General features: G+C 72.1%; 11 protein-coding genes and 6 pseudogenes. 7 read left to right on the forward strand and 10 right to left on the reverse strand.

Annotation, left to right across the window (positions count from 1 at the left end; translation table 11 throughout):
- Position 1 precedes the first annotated feature (1 nt).
- The 4 genes and pseudogenes from WKH84_RS06895 (at position 2) to WKH84_RS06910 (ending at position 4321) form a co-directional block, all read left to right on the forward strand.
- The gene (locus WKH84_RS06895; protein ID WP_341856098.1) at positions 2 to 1036 is read left to right on the forward strand and encodes a hypothetical protein; all 1035 of its coding nucleotides are present in this window, start codon (positions 2 to 4) and stop codon (positions 1034 to 1036) included.
- 29 nt (positions 1037 to 1065) lie between these two features.
- Positions 1066 to 3387, forward strand: a pseudogene (locus tag WKH84_RS06900) (NADP-dependent isocitrate dehydrogenase).
- A gap of 146 nt (positions 3388 to 3533) precedes the next feature.
- Positions 3534 to 3956, forward strand: a complete 423-nt coding sequence (locus WKH84_RS06905; protein WP_341856099.1) for an alpha/beta fold hydrolase — start codon at positions 3534 to 3536, stop codon at positions 3954 to 3956.
- The gene (locus WKH84_RS06910) at positions 3938 to 4321 is read left to right on the forward strand and encodes a hypothetical protein (protein WP_341856100.1); all 384 of its coding nucleotides are present in this window, start codon (positions 3938 to 3940) and stop codon (positions 4319 to 4321) included. Before WKH84_RS06905 ends, WKH84_RS06910 begins: the two co-directional genes overlap by 19 nt.
- Positions 4322 to 4331: 10 nt before the next feature.
- On the opposite strand, the gene WKH84_RS06915 is transcribed toward WKH84_RS06910, so the two are convergent.
- From WKH84_RS06915 to WKH84_RS06945, 7 genes and pseudogenes are all read right to left on the reverse strand, one after another.
- On the reverse strand, positions 4332 to 4697 hold the full coding sequence (locus WKH84_RS06915; RefSeq protein WP_341856802.1) for a sulfite exporter TauE/SafE family protein: 366 nt from the start codon (positions 4695 to 4697) through the stop codon (positions 4332 to 4334).
- A 155-nt stretch (positions 4698 to 4852) separates the two neighbouring features.
- Positions 4853 to 5146 (reverse strand): annotated as a pseudogene (locus WKH84_RS06920) (TSUP family transporter); the annotation flags it as partial.
- 44 nt (positions 5147 to 5190) lie between these two features.
- Positions 5191 to 6522 carry a globin domain-containing protein gene (locus tag WKH84_RS06925; RefSeq protein ID WP_341856101.1) on the reverse strand — a complete coding sequence of 444 codons (1332 nt, stop codon included), beginning with the start codon at positions 6520 to 6522 and terminating at the stop codon, positions 5191 to 5193.
- 150 nt (positions 6523 to 6672) lie between these two features.
- Entirely contained in the window at positions 6673 to 7056 is a 384-nt protein-coding gene (locus WKH84_RS06930; RefSeq protein WP_341856102.1) for a DUF488 family protein, read from the reverse strand.
- 138 nt (positions 7057 to 7194) lie between these two features.
- Positions 7195 to 7692, reverse strand: a complete 498-nt coding sequence (gene tpx / locus WKH84_RS06935) for a thiol peroxidase (RefSeq protein ID WP_341856103.1) — start codon at positions 7690 to 7692, stop codon at positions 7195 to 7197.
- A pseudogene (locus WKH84_RS06940) lies at positions 7659 to 8665 on the reverse strand (PPK2 family polyphosphate kinase). The gene tpx and the pseudogene WKH84_RS06940 overlap by 34 nt, the downstream one beginning before the upstream one ends.
- Positions 8666 to 8796: 131 nt before the next feature.
- Positions 8797 to 9495 (reverse strand): PepSY domain-containing protein, encoded by a 699-nt coding sequence (locus tag WKH84_RS06945; protein ID WP_341856104.1) that lies wholly within the window; start codon positions 9493 to 9495, stop codon positions 8797 to 8799.
- A 313-nt stretch (positions 9496 to 9808) separates the two neighbouring features.
- Here WKH84_RS06945 and WKH84_RS06950 point away from each other — a divergent pair.
- Together WKH84_RS06950 and WKH84_RS06955 are read left to right on the forward strand one after the other, a co-directional pair.
- Positions 9809 to 12275, forward strand: a pseudogene (locus WKH84_RS06950) (phosphoketolase family protein).
- A gap of 211 nt (positions 12276 to 12486) precedes the next feature.
- Positions 12487 to 12816, forward strand: a complete 330-nt coding sequence (locus WKH84_RS06955) for an acylphosphatase (protein WP_263311511.1) — start codon at positions 12487 to 12489, stop codon at positions 12814 to 12816.
- On the opposite strand, the pseudogene WKH84_RS06960 reads toward WKH84_RS06955, so the two are convergent.
- A pseudogene (locus tag WKH84_RS06960) lies at positions 12806 to 13458 on the reverse strand (SDR family oxidoreductase). The gene WKH84_RS06955 and the pseudogene WKH84_RS06960 overlap by 11 nt on opposite strands.
- A 225-nt stretch (positions 13459 to 13683) precedes the next feature.
- Between WKH84_RS06960 and WKH84_RS06965 the strand changes: the two are divergent.
- A pseudogene (locus WKH84_RS06965) lies at positions 13684 to 14749 on the forward strand (DUF808 domain-containing protein).
- 290 nt (positions 14750 to 15039) lie between these two features.
- Here WKH84_RS06965 and WKH84_RS06970 read toward each other — a convergent pair.
- Together WKH84_RS06970 and WKH84_RS06975 are read right to left on the reverse strand one after the other, a co-directional pair.
- Positions 15040 to 15552, reverse strand: a complete 513-nt coding sequence (locus tag WKH84_RS06970) for a phosphoribosyltransferase (protein ID WP_341856105.1) — start codon at positions 15550 to 15552, stop codon at positions 15040 to 15042.
- Positions 15553 to 15730: 178 nt separating this feature from the next.
- A complete protein-coding gene (locus WKH84_RS06975; RefSeq protein ID WP_341856106.1) occupies positions 15731 to 17815 on the reverse strand; it encodes a BCCT family transporter in 2085 nt (694 codons plus the stop codon).
- Positions 17816 to 18108 lie beyond the last annotated feature (293 nt).

Below are 18108 nucleotides of genomic sequence, written 5' to 3' on the forward strand. Positions count from 1 at the left end.
CGTGCCCGCGCACCCCGCGGACCGCGGCGCGCCGGCCGAGGGGTACGGGCACGCGCTCGGCGTCGACGGCGCCCCGGCTCCGCCGATGGTGGTGCGGGCCCGGGTCGAGACGACCACCGAGGGCCCCGCACCCTCCACCGTCACCGCCCGGCTCGTGCTCGGCACCTGCGACGACGCCCCGCTGCCCGACGGGCGGCACCTGCTGCGCCTGTCCGGCGCGGGCCCGGAGGGCTCCGGCCGCGCCGCACAGCGCAGCGGCTGGGAGGCGAGCGCCGACGTGCTGCTGGACGTGGTCGACGGCCGCCTGCGGGCCGTTCCCGGCGCAGTCACGGCGGAGGACGGCGAGACCCCCGCGGACCTCTCCTCCCTCGGTCGCGGCCGCGGGCTCGCCCCCGTCGGCGACGGCGCCGGGCTGAGCGTCACCGCCGCCGACCCCTCCCCCGCCGTCCATGCCGAGGCGGGCGAGGACGAGGCGGGCGCGGGCGCGACCGCGCAGGTCACCGCCGCCTCCGAGGACCACGGCACCCTGCCCCTGATGACCGGGATCGTGGTGACCCGCCCCGGGGACGGCGTCATCGTCGCCGGGGCCCGGAACGCCGGCGAGCATCCCGCTGCAGTGGATGGACGGCGAGGGGGTGAGCACCGCGGAGACCGCCTGGACCACGCACGGCACCTGCCACGGCGCCCTCTCCCCCGGCGACTACCGCGCCCACGCCTTCGCCGTCACGGTCGACGCCGAGGGCGCCACCCACGTCGTGCTCTCCGACCCCTGGGACCTCGAGGTGCTCGAGGGCGCCGAGCCCGAGGACGGCTGAGCGCCGCGGCGACTCGCCGCCTCTCCGCCTCGCCGCCGCGGCGGCTCGCCTCCTCGTCGGCCGTTCTCTCGTCCCGTCGGCCGCCCCGTCGATCCACCGGCCGCCCGGGACTGCGCCCCGCACCCCGCTCACGTACCGTGGGGGCGTCCGGTTCGGCGGACGGCCGTGCCCGCCGTCGAAGAATTCTTGACGTCAAGATAGTCTTGGCCCGAGATCCATGACGCATCGACCCGAGGGAGCCCCGCGACACATGGCGCGCATCATCTACACCCACACCGACGAGGCACCGATGCTGGCGACCGCCTCGTTCCTGCCGATCCTCGACGCCTTCTCCGACACCGCCGGGATCGAGGTCACCACCCGTGACATCTCCCTGGCCGGACGCATCGTCGCGGCGTTCTCGGACCTCCTGCCCGAGGAGCGGCGGGAGGCCGACGCGCTCGCCGAGCTGGGCGAGCTCGCGAAGACGCCCGAGGCGAACATCATCAAGTCGCCCAACATCTCGGCCTCCGTGCCGCGCCTGAAGGCCGCGCTCGCCGAGCTGGGCGAGCTCGCGAAGACGCCCGAGGCGAACATCATCAAGTCGCCCAACATCTCGGCCTCCGTGCCGCGGCTGAAGGCCGCGATCGCCGAGCCGCAGGGCCAGGGCATCGCCCTGCCGGAGTACCCCGACAACCCCGAGACCGACGAGGAGAAGGACGTCCGCGCCCGCTACGACTCGGTCAAGGGCTCGGCCGTCAACCCCGTCCTGCGCGAGGGCAACTCCGACCGCCGCGCCCCCGCCGCGGTGAAGAACTTCGCCAAGAAGCACCCCCACCGCATGGGCGAGTGGAGCAAGGACTCCAGGACCTCGGTCGCGACGATGGGCGCGGACGACTTCCGCTCCAACGAGCAGTCCGTGGTGATGGACGCCGAGGACACCCTCTCGATCGTGCACGTCGCCGCCGACGGCACGGAGACCGTGCTCAAGCCGTCCGTGCCGGTGCTGGCCGGCGAGGTCGTCGACTCCACCGTCATGCGGGTCGCGGCGCTGGAGACCTTCCTGCGCGAGCAGATCGCCGCGGCGAAGGAGCAGGGCGTGCTCTTCTCCCTGCACCTCAAGGCCACGATGATGAAGGTCTCCGACCCGATCCTCTTCGGCCACGCGGTCCGCGCCTTCTTCCCCACCCTGTTCGCCCAGTACGGCGGCGTGCTCGCCGAGGCGGGCCTGTCCCCGAACAACGGGCTCGGCGGCCTGCTCGCCGGGATCGACGAGCTCGACGAGTCGGTGCGGGAGGGCGCCCGCGCCGCGATCGACCAGGACCTCGCCGCGGGCCCCGATCTCGCGATGGTGAACTCCCACAAGGGCATCACGAACCTCCACGTCCCCTCCGACGTCATCATCGACGCCTCCATGCCGGCGATGATCCGCACCTCGGGCCACATGTGGAACAAGGACGACGCCGAGCAGGACACCCTCGCGGTGATCCCCGACTCCTCCTACGCGGGCGTCTACTCCGCGACCATCGAGGACTGCCAGACCAACGGCGCCTTCGACCCCACCACCATGGGCACCGTCCCCAACGTCGGCCTCATGGCACAGAAGGCCGAGGAGTACGGCTCCCACGACAAGACCTTCGAGATCGCGGCCGACGGGCGCGTCGAGGTGCGCGACTCCTCCGGTGCGGCGCTGATGACCCACGAGGTCGCCGCCGGCGACGTGTTCCGCGCCTGCCAGGCCAAGGACGCGCCGATCCGCGACTGGGTGCGGCTCGCCGTGCGCCGCTCGCGCCAGTCCGGGATGCCGGCCGTGTTCTGGCTGGACGAGACCCGCGCCCACGACCGCAACCTCATCGCCAAGGTCGAGAAGTACCTGGCCGAGGAGGACACCGAGGGTCTGGACCTCCGGATCCTGAATCCCGTCGAGGCGACGAAGCACACCCTGGCCCGCGTCCGCGCCGGCGAGGACACCATCTCCGTCACCGGCAACGTCTTTGCGCGACTACCTCACCGACCTCTTCCCCATCATGGAGCTCGGCACGAGCGCCAAGATGCTCTCGGTGGTGCCGCTGATGAACGGCGGCGGCCTGTTCGAGACCGGTGCCGGCGGCTCCGCGCCCAAGCACGTCCAGCGGCTCATCGAGGAGAACTACCTGCGCTGGGACTCTCTCGGCGAGTTCCTGGCACTGGCCGAGTCCCTGCGCCACCTCTCCCACACCGCGGACAACGCCCGCGCCGCGGTGCTGGCCGACGCGCTGGACCGTGCGACCGAGACCCTGCTGAACGAGGGGAAGTCCCCGCGCGCAGGCTCGGCTCGATCGACAACCGCGGCGACCATTTCTACCTCGCGATGTACTGGGCGCAGGAGCTGGCGAAGCAGACCGAGGACGCGGAGCTCGCCACCGCCTTCGGCCCCATCGCGAAGGAGCTCACCGACGGCGAGGAGACCATCGCCGCGGAGCCGCTCGCGGTGCAGGGCGAGCCCGCGGACATCGGCGGCTACTACCGTCCCGACCCGGAGAAGACCGGCGCGGTGATGCGCCCGTCGGCGACCTTCAACCGCATTCTCGAGGAGATCTCCGCGGCGCTGTGACCGCGGCGCGCTCCTGACAGGGGCCGGGGCCGATCACCGTGCGGTGATCCGCCCCGGCCCTTCCTTGTGCCGAGCCCGCTGCGCCGCAGTCCCCCGGCGCTCCGTATCCTGGTCCCGCCAGCTCCCGCGTCCGAAGGACTCCCACCGTGCCCGTCATCCCCTCCCCCGTCGACGGCGTCGACCTGCGCTATGACGTCTCCGGGGACGGGCCGCCGCTGGTGCCGCTGCACGGCTCGGTGCTCTCCCGTGCGATCTGGCGGGGACTCGGCTATCTCGGGCCGCTGACGGCCGAGCACACCGTGCTCCGGGTGGACCTGCGCGGCCACGGCGGCTCCGGGAAGCCCCACGACCCCGCGGCGTACACGCAGGAGGTCCTCGTGCAGGACCTCCTCGCCGTGCTCGAGGCCGAGGGAATCGGCCGTGCGGCGCTCATGGGCTACTCCCTCGGCGCGCGCATCGCGCTGAGCACGACGCTGGCGCATCCGGGGCTGGTCACGCGCCTGGTGAGCCTCGGCGGCTCGGCCTCCGCGCGCGGGGCGCGGTGGACTCGGTGTTCTTCCCGGGCGTGATCGACGCGGTCCGCGAGCAGGGGATGGAGTCGTTCTGCGCCGGGCAGGGGCTGGGGCCGGAGGTCACCTCGCGCCGTGCCCGCGCCACGCGCACCGCCTTCCTCGCCGCGGACCACGAGGCGGTCGCGGCGCTACTCGCCGCGACCGACGCCACCGCCGCCGTTCCGGACGAGGCGCTCGCCTCCTGCACCGTGCCGGCCCTGTGGATGGCCGGCGATGCGGACCATCCCCGCCACGAGGAGTCCGCGCGGGCCGCCGCGCTGATGCCGGACGCGGAGTTCGTGTCCCTGCCCGGCCGGGACCACGGCGGCACCCTGTCCCCGCCGGACGAGATGCTCGAGCGGGTGTCGCCCTTCCTGCGCTGAGACCGAAGGCTCAGAGCACCTCACGCAGCAGCGCCGCCAGCGCGACCACAACGATCACGCCGCGCGGCGCCCACTCGGGCAGACGCTTCGCCAGGTGCGCGCCGAAGAAGCCGCCCAGCAGCGAGCCCACCGCGATCGCGGCGCTCGCGGCCCACACCACCTGCGCGTCGACCAGGAAGAAGGCGATCGAGTAGATCAGCGCCGCGGCGAGGTTCACGCACAGGCTCAGCAGGTTCTTGACGCTGTTGACCGAGCCCATCGACCGTCCGGTGAAGACGCCGAGGATCCCCAGGTACAGCACTCCCTGCGCGGCGGTGAAGTAGCCGCCGTAGACGGAGGCCGCACCGATCGAGCCGACCAGCGCCGGGGAGCGCAGCGGGCGCGCTCGGAACCGTCCGCCGACGCGCCCGCATCGGTCGCCCCCTCGGTCCCCGCCCCGTCGGCCGCGGAGCGGTGCTCGGCGCGCTTCTCCGAGCGGGAGCGCAGCGCGGTGGTCAGCGGCTTCTGCAGGACCACGAGCGCGAGGGCGACGACGATCAGCACGGGCACGACCACGTCGAGCGCCTCGGCAGGGGAGGTCAGCAGCAGCGGCGCGCCCGCGCTCGCACCGAGCAGAGCGGTGAGCACCAGCGGCGTGAGATGGCGTCGCTCCTCGGAGATCTCGCGGCGATAGCCGAGCACGGAGCCGACGGTGGAGAAGAACATCCCCACCGTGTTCGTGCGGACCGCGACGCCGGGCGGGAGGCCCACCGCCATCAGCACCGGGAGGGTGAGGAGGGAGCCGGATCCCACCGCCGCGTTGATGGCGCCGGCGACCACGCCCATGACGAGCAGGACGAGAAGGGAGAGGGGTTCCACGAGGGACGACCCTAGTCCTCCTCCGCCGTCCGCGACGGGCGGTCCACGGGACTCAGGCGCCCGGGAGCGACCAGTCGTTCGGGGAGAACAGCTCCACGTGCATCCGCTCCTCGTCGGCCCCGGCGGCGAGCAGCTGCTCGCGGGCGCCGCGCAGGAACGCGGCCGCCGCCGCAGAGGTAGATCTCCGCACCCTCGGGCAGGTGCTCGCACGTGATCGTCATCCGGCCCGCATGCGCCGAGAGGCGGGGGTCCGTCCGGCCCGCGAGCGGGTCCTCGCCGAGCTCGCCGGAGAACCACAGCCGGGCGCGGGAGCCGCTGTGCTCGGGCAGGGAGGCGACGGTGTCCAGCGGCTCGGGCAGGTGCGCGGCGTCGGCCGCGTCGCCGTCGGCGTGCGAGACGACCACCTCGCGCGCGCTGTCGACCGCGGCGAGATGGCGCAACATCCCCAGCATCGGGGTGATCCCGATGCCCGCCGAGACCAGCACGAGGGGCGAGGTCGCCTGCGCGTCGAGGACCAGGTCGCCGGCGGGGAGGGTCACCTGCAGCTCGTCGCCCTCGTGGAGGGTGCGGTGCAGGTGCGAGGAGACCTCGCCGACCGGGTCCCCGTCCTCGCGCCGCACCGAGATCCGCCAGCGTCCCCGGCCGGGGGCGTCGGAGAGCGAGTACTGACGCAGCTGCCTCGCCCCGTCGGCCAGGCGCACGCCGACGCTGATGTACTGGCCGGGCAGGAAGTCGGCGAGCGGCTCGTCCCCCTCGGGTGCGGCCAGCTCGAAGCTCGCCACGCTCGAGCTCTCCTCGATCCGGCGGATGACGCGGGCGGTGCGGAACACGTCGCCCGGGGTCACCTGCGCCTCGGCGTACAGCCCGTGCTCGAAGGCGATGAGCGTGCGGGCCATGTGCCAGTAGACGGCGTCCCACGCGGCGGCCACGTCCCCGGTGACCACGTCGGCGCCGAGCACCTCGACGATCGCGGCCATCAGGTGCTCGTGGACGATCTCGTACTGGTCCTCGGTGATGCCGAGGGAGACGTGCTTGTGCCCGATCCGGGACAGCGGCGCGGCGGGGCTCGGCCCGTCCGGGGCGACCAGCAGGGTCGCATAGGTCGCGACGGAGGCGGCGAGCGCCTTCTGCTGGGCGCCCTGGGCCTGGTTGCCGCGGTTGAAGGTGTCGCGCAGCGGCTCGGGGTGCGCGGCGAACATCCGCCCGTAGAACACCGGGGCGATCTCCTCGATGTGCTCCCCGACGAGCGGGAGGGTCTCCCGCACGATCTGCTCGTGAGCGGGTTCGAGCCGCTCCTCGATGTCGAGCCGCGGATGGAGGATCGAGGCGGTCGCCACGGACATGGCAGGTCCTTCCTGGACGGGACGGGGCTGTCGGCCGTCTGCCGTCGACGGCCTGCTCGTCCACGTTAGGGGCGCGTTGACAGGAAGCGTCCGGACCTTCGTCCCCGTCGACGGGGGCGGGATCAGCCGGCAGGGGCGGGGCCATCGGTCTCAGCCGGCGAGGTCCTGCAGGCACCTCCTGCAAGCACCTGGGCGTGGTTGTGCTCGACGTCCTTCGCGGCGAACAGCAAGCACGAGGGTGTCCGCCCCGTCCTCCTCCGCCCGGTACAGCGGCGCCTGGGCGGCCTCGCCCTCCTCCAGCTCGCGGCGGTAGCGGGCGGAGAACTCCTCGAAGTCCAGCTCCCCGCCGTGGAAGGCCCTGCGGAGCTCGGAGCTCGGGGCGACGTCCTTGTCCCACTCGTCGTGGACGAGGCGCTCCTTCTTCACGCCGCGCGGCCACAGCCGGTCCACCAGCACGCGGCGCTCGCCGTCGGCGGGGCCGTCGTCGTCCAGCAGGTCGTGGACGCGCTCGAGGGAGATGGTGAGGGCGGACATGGCGGGCTCCTTCCGTCGATCGGCCCCCGGGGATCGGTGGGGTGGCCGGTGCGCAGGGGCCGGGGTGCGCGGGGCCGGGAAGCACAGGACCCGGCGCGCGACGAGCGGTCGCGGCCGGGTCCGGCGGGGCGGGCGGTCTCAGGCGAGCACGGCCGCGGCGGCGTCGTAGTCGGGCTCCTCGGAGACCTCGGCGACCTGCTCGGTGTACAGAACCGTGCCGTCGACGTCGGCGATGACGACCGCACGGGAGAGCAGACCCGCGAGCGGCCCGTCCTTCATGGTCACGCCGAAGTCCTCGCCGAAGGAGGAGCGGAAGGCGGAGCCGGTGACCACGTTCTCGATGCCCTCGGCGCCGCAGAAGCGGGCCTGCGCGAAGGGCAGGTCCTTCGAGACGCAGACGACGACGGTGTTCTCGAAGCCGGCGGCGAGCTCGTTGAACTTCCGCACGGACATGGCGCAGGTGCCGGTGTCCAGGGACGGGAAGATGTTCAGCACGACGCGCTTGCCGGCGAGGTCCGCGCCGGAGACGGCGCCGAGGTCCTGGCCCACGAGCTCGAAGGCCGGCGGCGCCGAGCCCTTCGCGGGCGACTCGCCGACGGTGGTCACGGGTTCGTTCTTGAAGGTGATGGAAGCCATGGCTCCATCATCGGCCTGCGAGCGTGCGGACACAAGCCGAGGTCACGGGCCCGGGCGGGCTCAGTCCGACTCGCCCTGCCCCATCGTCTCGCGCGCCGGTCGATCTCCGCCAGGACGTCGAAGTCCGCCGTCGGCCACTGCGGGTCGATGTCCGTCAGCGCATCGATCAGCGGCTCGCTGCACGGCGATCCGCGCGTACCACTTGGGGTCGGCGGGGATCACGTGCCAGGGCGCACCGACGGTGGAGGTGGCGCGCGCCGCCTTGGTGTACGCGTCCATGTAGTCGTCCCAGTGCTGGCGCTCGTCGACGTCGGCGGGGTTGTACTTCCAGTGCTTGTCCGGGCGCTCGAGCCGCTCCATCAGCCTCGATCCCTGCTCCTCGTAGGAGATGTGGAGCATGACCTTCACGACCGTGGTACCGGCCGCGGCGAGCTCCCGCTCGAAGGCGTTGATCGCCGTGTATCGCGAGCGGATCTCCTTCGAGTCGGCCCAGCCGTGGACGCGGTGGATCAGCACGTCCTCGTACTGCGAGCGGTCGAACACGCCGATCGTCCCCGGAGCCGGGGCGTGCGGGCGGATCCGCCACAGGAAGTCGTGCTTCTTCTCCTCCGCCGTCGGGGCCTTGAACGCGGTGATCTCCACGCCCTGCGGATCGACGCTCCCTACGACGTGGCGCATGATCCCGCCCTTGCCGGAGGTGTCCATGCCCTGCACGATCAGCGAAGACGGAGCGACCCTCGCCGTTGCCGTGGTAGGCGGCGTAGAGCCGCTCCTGGAGCTCGTCGAGCTCCGCATCGCGGGCGAGCAGGAACTCCTTGCCGTCGGCCTTCTTGCCGGAGAAGCCGGGCGTGGCGCGCGGGTCGAAGTCCTGCACGTCACCCTTCCAGTCGTTCGCGATCGGGAACCCACGGGGCGCCTCCTGCCCGGACCCGTCGGACTTCTTCTTCGAGGACTTCTTCTTCGAGTTCGCCATGTGGAGGAGCGTAGCGGTCGGGGCGCACCACAGGGGTTCGTTCAGAACCGCCAGCGACAGGACCGGCGGATCCGCGGCGTCGAGACGCGGTTCCTCAGAGGCCCGGGTCCACGTCTCGGCGAAGAGGCGACTCAGTCGTCGACGCGGACCTCGCCCGTCTCGACGTCCACCTCGACCTCCACGTCGCCGCCGCCGCTGCGGTCGATGTCGATCGTGTAGTGGATGCGGCCGTCGTCGGAGGAGAGGTCCCAGCCGGAGACCCGGCCCGGCTCCTTCCCGAGCGCGATCTCGAACGCCTCGGCGTAGGGCATCGGGGAGGTCACGTCGACGGCCGGGTCCTGGTCGTCGTCATCGTCCTGGTCGTGCTCGATGACCTCGCCGCTGGTCGCGTCGATGTCGAGGTCGTGCTGGCGGCCGCCGTCGACGATCTCGAGCTCCCACTCCCACACGTCGTCGTCATGGTCGATCTCGATCTGCACCGGCTCGCCGCCGCCGGCGGCGCCGAGGCCGATCTCGACGGCCTTCTCCGCGGTGATCGGCGGCTGCTCGGTGGCGAGGTCGGCGTCCTCGGGCGGCGCCGCGGCACCGGCCGCCGGGGCCTCTCCCCCGTCGTCGCTCGCCGCGCCGTCGTCGGAGGCGCCGTCGTCGGAGGCGGTGTCGTCGTCGGCGGTGGTGCTAGCGTCCTCCTGCTCGGAAGCGCCGGGGCCCTCGACGGCAGGGGCCTCGTCGCTTCCGGAGTCGGCGCCGCACCCGGCGGCAAGGCCGAGCACGAGGGCCGAGAGGGCGAGGGAGCGGACAGTGCCGCGGGAACGGACGGAGGTGCGGGTCATGGGGTCGGCCTTCCTGAGATCGGCCGGCGGATCGAGTCCGCCGCTCTGCGTATGACCTCAGGCTATGCCGTCGGGCGACGCTCCCGACGGTTCCTGAGCACCTTCTCATCGGACCCTCATCGAGTGCTCATCGGTCGGTCAGGACGGTGCCGCGCCCTCTTGCGCCCGTCGCGATGCCCCGGCACGCCGTCCAGGGCCCGAAGGTCCCTTCCCACCCTCTTGCTCCGGCCATACGGTGGCCGTATCGGCGCCGAGCCGGTCCATGGCACGGCACCTCAGGTCCCAGGATCATCAGGCACGTCAGGAAGGCACCATGACCACCTCTCCCGCATGGCCCAGCACCCCCGCCTCCGCCCCCTCCGACACCGACCTCGAGCGGCTCGACGCCTGGTGGCGCGCCGCGAACTACCTCTCGGTCGGCCAGATCTATCTCAAGGACAACCCGCTGCTGCGCAGACCCCTGCGGCGCGAGCACGTCAAGCCGCGACTGCTCGGACACTGGGGCACCACCCCGGGCCTGACCTTCCTCTACGCCCACGCGAACCGGGCCATCGCCCAGCGCGGGCTGAACGCCATGTACATCACCGGCCCCGGGCACGGCGGCCCCGGCCTCGTCGCCGCGTCCTACCTCGAGGGCACCTACTCCGAGGTGTACCACGCGGTGAGCGAGGACGAGGAGGGGATGAAGCGCCTGTTCACGCAGTTCTCCTTCCCCGGCGGGATCCCCTCGCACGTCGCCCCGGAGACGCCCGGCTCGATCCACGAGGGCGGCGAGCTCGGCTACGCCCTCTCCCACGCCTACGGCGCCATGTTCGACAACCCCGACCAGATCGCGTTCACCGTGGTCGGCGACGGCGAGGCGGAGACCGGGCCGCTGGCCACCTCCTGGCACTCCAACAAGTTCCTCAACCCCCAGCAGGACGGGGTGGTGTCGCCGATCCTGCACCTGAACGGGTACAAGATCGCGAACCCGACTGTGCTTGCCCGGATCGGCGACGACGAGCTCGAGGCGCTGATGCGCGGCTACGGGCACGAGCCGCTCCTCTTCACCGGCGGCTTCGACGACGAGGATCCGCTCGAGACCCACCGCCGCTTCGCCGAGGTGCTCGATACGGCCCTCGACAGGATCGCGGAGATCAAGGCGCAGGCCGCGGAGGACGCCGAGGCCGGCCGCGAGACCGAGCGCCCCGCCTGGCCGATGATCGAGCCGCGCACCCCGAAGGGCTGGACCGGCCCGAAGGAGATCGACGGCCAGCAGGCCGAGGGATCCTGGCGCTCGCACCAGGTGCCGCTGGCCAGCGCCCGGGACACCGACGAGCACCTCGCCGAGCTCGACGCGTGGTCGCGCTCCTACCACCCCGAGGAGCTCTTCGACGAGAGCGGGACGCTGGTCGAGGACGTCGCCTCCGCCGCCCCGACAGGCACGCGCGCATGTCAGCGAACCCGTCGACCAACGGCGGCTCCGTGCTCACCCCGCGCGCCTGCCCGACTTCCGCGAGTACGGCGTCGACGTGCCCGCGCCCGGCGGCTCCGTCTCCGAGGCGACGCGGGTGCTGGGCACCTGGTCGCGGGACGTGGTGCGCGAGAACCCCTCGACCTTCCGCATCTTCGGGCCCGACGAGACCGCCTCGAACCGGCTCCAGACCGTCTACGAGGTCACCGACAAGCAGTGGAACGCGGACTTCGAGGAGCATGACCGCTCGGAGCACCTCGCCCGGGCGGGACGGGTGATGGAGATGCTCTCGGAGCACCAGTGCCAGGGCTGGCTCGAGGGCTACCTGCTCACCGGGCGGCACGGCATGTTCTCCTCCTACGAGGCGTTCATCCACATCGTCGACTCGATGGTCAACCAGCACGCGAAGTGGCTGAAGGTGACCAACGAGCTCGAGTGGCGCCGACCGATCGCCTCGCTGAACTACCTGCTGAGCTCGCACGTGTGGCGTCAGGACCACAACGGCTTCTCCCACCAGGACCCCGGCTTCATCGACCACATGGTCAACAAGAAGGCCGAGATCGTGCGGGTCTACCTGCCGCCGGACGCGAACACGTCGCTGTCCACCTACGACCACTGCCTGCGCTCGAAGCAGTACGTGAACGTGGTCGTGGCGGGGAAGCGACCGAACCCGAACTGGCTGACGATGGACGAGGCGGTCGTGCACTGCACGCGGGGCCTCGGCATCTGGGACTGGGCCGGGACCGAGCGACCGGGCGAGGAGCCGGACGTGGTGCTCGCCGCGGCCGGCGACATCCCCACCATCGAGGTGCTCGCCGCGGCGAAGATCCTGCGCGAGGAGATCCCCGACCTGCGGGTGCGGGTGGTCAACGTGGTGGACCTGATGCGGTCGCAGGACGAGTCCGAGCACCCGCACGGGCTCTCGCAGAAGGACTTCGACGGGTACTTCGGGGAGGACGTCCCGGTGGTGTTCGCCTATCACGGCTATCCGTGGCTGATCCACCGCCTCGCCTACCGCCATGACCGGCATTCCCGCATCCATGTGCGCGGCTACAAGGAGGAGGGCACCACCACCACGCCCTTCGACATGCTGATGCTCAACGACACCGACCGCTACCACCTGGTGATGGACGTGATCGACCGCGTCGACGGGCTGGGAACGCGATTCGCCGGACTGCGCCAGCGCATGGTCGATGCCCGGGTCCGCGCCCGGGCCCACGCCTATGAGCACGGCGAGGACGCCCCGGACATCACCGCCTGGCAGTGGGGCGACGGCGGCGACGCGGTCTCGAACGAGCTGGAGGACACCGGCGGCGACAACGAGTGACCCCGTCCTGTCCCGGCCCACGGGCCGGGACGGGGCCCGGTGTCGAGTCGGGCTCAAGGGCCGGGCGTTCGGGGTCAGGGACGTGGGTCGTTGCCCGAGGGCCCGCCGAGCGCGAGACGCGCCCGGCGACGGGGCGGTTCCCGGCCCGTACTCTTGTCGCAACGGGCGCCGCGGCGCACCAGCGAGGCGAGGAGAGCGGGAAGCGGGGGCGATGAGCGAGCCGGAGCAGGACCAGGATCAGGGCGCCGACGCAGGCGTCGACGGCGCGGAGCGGATCCGCCGGATCGTGCGCGTGCGCGGACGGGTCCAGGGCGTGGGCTTCCGGATGGACGCCGCCAGGGAGGCGGCGCGACTCGGCGCCGCCGGGACCGTGCGCAACCTGTGGGACGGCACCGTCGAGGCGGACGTCGAGGGTGCGCCGGAGGTGGTCGAGGCCATGCTCGACCACCTCCGGCAGGGGCCTTCCAGCGCCCGCGTCGACGGGATCGACGTGCGCCGCGAGACGCCGCGCGGCCAGACGGGCTTCCGGATCAGCGGCTGAGGGAGGCGAAGGCCTCGCCGATCTCCTGCTCGCCGTCGTTGAAGGTCACGAACTTCCCGACGGATCCGGGCTCGGCGAGCGCAGCGACGATCGCGCGCGCGACGTTGCCGCGCGAGACCGTGCCGGACTCCGAGGCGGCGGTGTCGATGCGACCGGTCGGCTCCTCGAGGGTGAGGCCCGAGGGACCGAGGATCGTCCAGTCCAGTCCCGTGCCGCGCAGATGCTCGTCGGCCCGGGCCTTCGCCTCGGCGTAGGTGTGGAACGAGTCGTCCTCGGGCACGCCGTGGTCGAGCGAGGCGCCGAAGTAACTGACCATCACATAGCGGGTGGCGCCGACGCGCTCGGCGGCGTCCATCGAGGCGACCGCCGCGTCGTGGTCGACCGCACGGGTGCGCTCGGGGGCCCCGCCGCCGGCGCCCGCGGTCCACACCACGGCGTCCTTCCCGCGCAGGAGCTCGTCCCAGCCCCTCTCGTCGAGGGTCTCGATGTCAGCGAGCACGGCCCTCGCGCCCGTCGCCTCGACCTCGCCTGCCTGCTCGGGGTTGCGGATCACGGAGTGCACCGTGTGACCGGCCTCGACCAGCGCGGGGCCGCGAGCAGCGGCGCGACCTTTCCATGTCCTCCGATGAGTGCGATATCCATACCCCCACCCTGTCACTTGCGCGGCGGCGCGTCGAGGGGCGGTCACGGATGTTCGCCGCAAGGGGAAGGCGGGACGACCTCGTGCCGAGGCGCTGACGGGCGCCGGGCCGTGGGCGGGACCGGACTCGTGCCGTGATCATGGCCCTGCCGAGCGGTCCGTGACTCCTGCGCCGTTATCCTGAGCCCGGTCGCGCCCGCGGCCGACTCCTCGGAAGAAGGACTCTCATGTCCGGTGGACTCGCCGCCCTGCTCGACGACGTCGCCGCGCTCGCGCGCCTCGCGGCGGCCAGCGCCGACGACGTCGCCGCCGCCTCCGCGAAGGCCGGCTCCAAGGCGATCGGCGTCGTGATCGACGATGCCGCGGTGACGCCGCAGTACGTCCAGGGGATCAAGCCCAACCGGGAGCCGCCGATCATCTGGCGGATCACCAAGGGCTCGCTGCGCAACAAGCTCGTCTTCATCCTGCCGGTCCTGCTCGCTGCTGAGCGTGTTCGCCCCCTGGTCGCTCACCCCGATCCTCATGCTCGGCGGCCTGTACCTCAGCTTCGAGGGCGCCGAGAAGGTCTGGGAGCTGGTGCGCGGGAAGCCCAAGGAGGCGCCTGCGAGCACCAAGGGCGCCGGGGCGGAGGACAAGGTCGTCTCGGGCGCGGTGCGCACCGACCTGATCCTCTCGGCCGAGATCATGGTGATCTCGATGAACTCGGTGGACACCGACAGCCTGTGGACGCGCGCCGCGGTGCTCGTGGTGATCGCGATCGGCATCACCGCGCTGGTCTACGGCGCCGTGGGCCTGCTGGTGAAGATGGACGACATCGGCCTGGCGATGGCCATGGACGAGGACTCCTCCGAGGGAAAGAAGCGCTTCGGTCGCGGCCTGGTGGGCGCGATGCCGCGGGTCATGGACGTGATCAGCTACGTCGGCATGGTCGCGATGCTGTGGGTGGGCGGCCACATCCTGCTGGTCGGCACCCATGAGCTCGGCCTCGCCCAGCCCTACGGCCTGGTGCACCATCTCGAGGGCCTGGTCGCGGGGGTCGCCGGCGTCGGCGCGCCGCTCGCCTGGCTGGTCAACACCTTCTTCTCCTTCGTGTTCGGCCTGATCATCGGCGGGATCCTCGCCGTGATCGTGCACTTCCTGCCCTTCGGCCACCACGGCGGCGGCGAGGAGCACGGCGAGGGCGCAGGGCACGCCGCGGCCGAAGGTCGCGGCACCGCCGACGCGCACGATGATGGGACGGGCCGCGGTCAGGAGCCCGCCGGCGATTCGACGGAGCCGCCGGCCGCCCGCTGAGCGTCCCGCCTCTCGACCCCTCCGCCCCGCCCGCTCCGACATCCGGCGCCGCGTCGTCCCTCCACGGGGCGGCGCGGCGCCGCGCATGCTTGCCGGGCCGCGCCGGCTGTGCGACGGTGGGCCACCTCCGTCCCCGACCGAGGAGCTCAGCGCCGTGCATCCCTGACCCCGCACAGCCCGGCCCGGAACCACGATCGGGTCAGGTTCTGAGCCATTCTCGATGCCGAAGTGGCTCAGAACCTGACCCGAATCGTCTCAGGCGCGCCCGCGGAGGGTGCAGGTCGCTGCGCTCAGCCCACCGACGGGGTGACGGGCGGCTCGGCCGACCAGGGGAAGACGATCCACTCGTCGGTCCGGCGCCAGACGAAGTCCGGGTCCACGACCGAGCGGGGCTTGCCGTAGATGACGGCGCCGCGGGCGTCGGCGCCCATCTCGCGCATCAGGTCGAGCACGAGCGCGAGGGTGCGGCCGGAGTCTGCGACGTCGTCGACGACCAGCAGGCGCTTGCCCTTGATCGACTCGGTGTCGAGCATGGGGGCGAGCAAGACCGGATCGGGCAGGGTCTCGTGCACGTCGGTGTAGAACTCGACGTTGATCGCGTCGGAGAGCTTCACGCCCAGCGCATAGGAGAGCGCCCCGGCCGGGAGCAGACCGCCACGTGCCACGGCGATGATGATCTCCGGCTCGAAGTCGGAGTCGGCGATCGTCTGGGCCAGCTCGCGCGAGGCGGTGCCGAACAGCTCCCAGGTCAGCACCTCCTTCTCTACGAGGTCGGAGGAATCGGCGTGGTAGGCCTGGGTCATCGGGTCACAGCTCCTGTGGATGGGCGGCGCGGAGTGCTCCGATGGTAGCGGCCCGCCCGCCCCGCGCCTCCCTCGCTGCGGCGCGGGGATGGCCGATGCCTCAGTCCCGTCCCGCGCACCGGGCGCTCCCCGCCCCGCGGGCCCTGCGCCGCCGCCGCGCCGCCGCCGGTCCGGCGCCTCAGCTCCGCCCGGTGTCTCCGCCCGTTCGCCGAGCGCGCCCTTCGCCGTCCTCGGGAGCCTCCTCCAGCGAGCTCTCCGCGGAATCGTCCCCCGCGGCGTCGTCCGCCCCGGGGTCCACGGCGTCGCCGGCCCCAGGGTCCGCGCCCTCGTCCTCGTCGGGCAGCGGGTTCCCGTCGGCGTCGAGGTAGACACCCCGCTCGTAGTCGTAGTCGATCGGGTTGCCGTCCTCGTCGGTGCGGGCGTACCACTCGGTGACCCCGGGGGCGGTGGAGTCGAACCCGCCGCCGGTGGCGTACTCGCTGTCCGGGGCGGTCGGCTCGATCGCGAGGGCGAAGTGATCGCCGTACTCCGCCACGCCCGCCCTGACCGCGTTCTCGACCGCGGCGTCCTGGTAGTGCTCACGGATGGTCATCGGGTCGTTGCGCGGCTCCTTGACCAGCGCGACCGCCATCAGCACCAGCACCACGGCGAAGGGCAGGGCCGAGACGACGATGAGGTTCTGCAGGCCCTGCAGGGCGTTCTGCCCGCCGAACAGCAGGATCACCATGGCGATGCCCGCCATGCACAGCGCCCAGAACGCGGTGATGAGGCGGTTCGGGGCGGGGTTGCCCTTCTGGGACAGCTGCGAGTTCACCAGCGAGGCGGAGTCGGCGGAGGTGATGAAGAAGATCGCGAGCATCACGACCACCACGGCGGAGATGATGCCGGCGCCGGGCGACTGGTCCACGACCGCGAAGAAGATCTCCTGCGGGGCGGGGAGCGACTCGATCGTCCCGTCAGGCGCGATCGCGCCATCGGGGTCGGCGATGCCGACGGCGTTCCCGGCGGCGTCGAGCTCGCTGGCCCGGCGCTGCAGCCAGGTCGCGGTGCCGCCGAGGACGGCGAAGGCGAGCACGATGATCGAGGAGGGGATCAGCAAGACGCCGAGCACGAACTGTCGGATGGTGCGGCCGCGGGAGATCTTCGCGGTGAACACGCCGACGAAGGGCGCCCAGCTGACCCACCACGCCCAGTAGAAGGTGGTCCAGCTCGAGAGGAAGGTCTGCATGTCCGCGCCCTCGGACATGTTCGCCCCGAGCATGTCCGGCAGGGTGCCGAAGTACTCGGTGATCGCTCCGGGGATGATGTTCATCAGGAACACGGCGGGGCCGACGGCGAAGATGAACACGGCCAGCACGAGGGCGAGCGCCATGTTGATGTTCGACAGCCAGCGGATGCCGCGCGCGACCCCGGAGACCGCCGAGGCGATCGCGCCGAGGGCCAGCACGCCGATGATCACCATGGCGAGCGCCGTGCCCGCGGGCGGCGACCCGCCGACGATCTCCACGCCCCGGGCGATCTGGAGGGCGCCGATTCCGAGGGAGGCGGCGGTGCCGAAGAGGGTCGCGATGATCGCGAGCGCGTCGATGACGCGGCTGGCGGGCGAGGAGGAGTCCCCGCCCCAGAGCCCGGCGACGATCGCGCTCATCAACGGCACCCGCCCGCGGCGGAAGGAGATGTAGGCGACGGCGAGGCCGACGATCGCGTAGATCGCCCAGGCGTTGATCCCCCAGTGCGGCGCGGACTGCGCGATCGCGCCCTTCATCGCGGCGATCGAGCCGGCGTCGTAGGGGGCGCCGGGGCGCGGGGAGAGGTAGTAGGTCAGCGGCTCGAAGGGTCCGAAGAAGATGATGCCGATGCCGATGCCGGCGCCGAAGAGCATCGCCGCCCAGGAGGCGGTGCCGTACTCGGGCTTCTCCCCGTCCAGGCCCAGCGGGATCCTGCCGTAGCGGGACAGGGCGATCACCAGCAGCAGGATCACCATGCCGATGGCGAGGACGTTGAAGACCCAGCCGAGGTTGTGCATCACCCAGGTCAGCGCCGCGCCGGAGATGTCGAAGACCTGCTGCGGGGCGAGCACGCCCCAGGCGACGAAGCCGATGATCACGGCGCCCACCACGCCGACGATGACCTTGTCGATCCCGTAGCGGACCTTCTGGTCCTCCACGGAGACGCCCGGCACCAGCGCCGGATGGATGCTGTGGGGGTAGTTCACCTCGTCGAGTAAGCGCTTGGCCTGGTCGCGCCTGGTGAAGTGGCGCACCCGCCGCTCGGCGGCGTACTCGTCGGCGGCCTACGCGGTCTGGCTCGCGCGCTGGCTCGCACGCGGCGTCTGGTCCGGCGGGGTCATCGTTTCTCCTGGGAGTGGACGGCTCGCTCACTCTAGAGGCGCTCTCGCCCCTTGCCCGACCCACCTCACCCCATCCACAGAAACAAAGGCGCTTCCACTGTTGTTCTCTGTGGTTTTCGGGCGTATGGTGCTCTCATCCCGCCGGGCCGTCCGCGGCCCCGCACCGCGACGGCCCCCGTCCGACCTCCGACGAAGCAGGTGCCCCA

The sequence above is a fragment of the Brachybacterium sp. GPGPB12 genome (assembly GCF_038396325.1).
Taxonomy (GTDB): Bacteria; Actinomycetota; Actinomycetes; order Actinomycetales; family Dermabacteraceae; genus Brachybacterium; species Brachybacterium conglomeratum.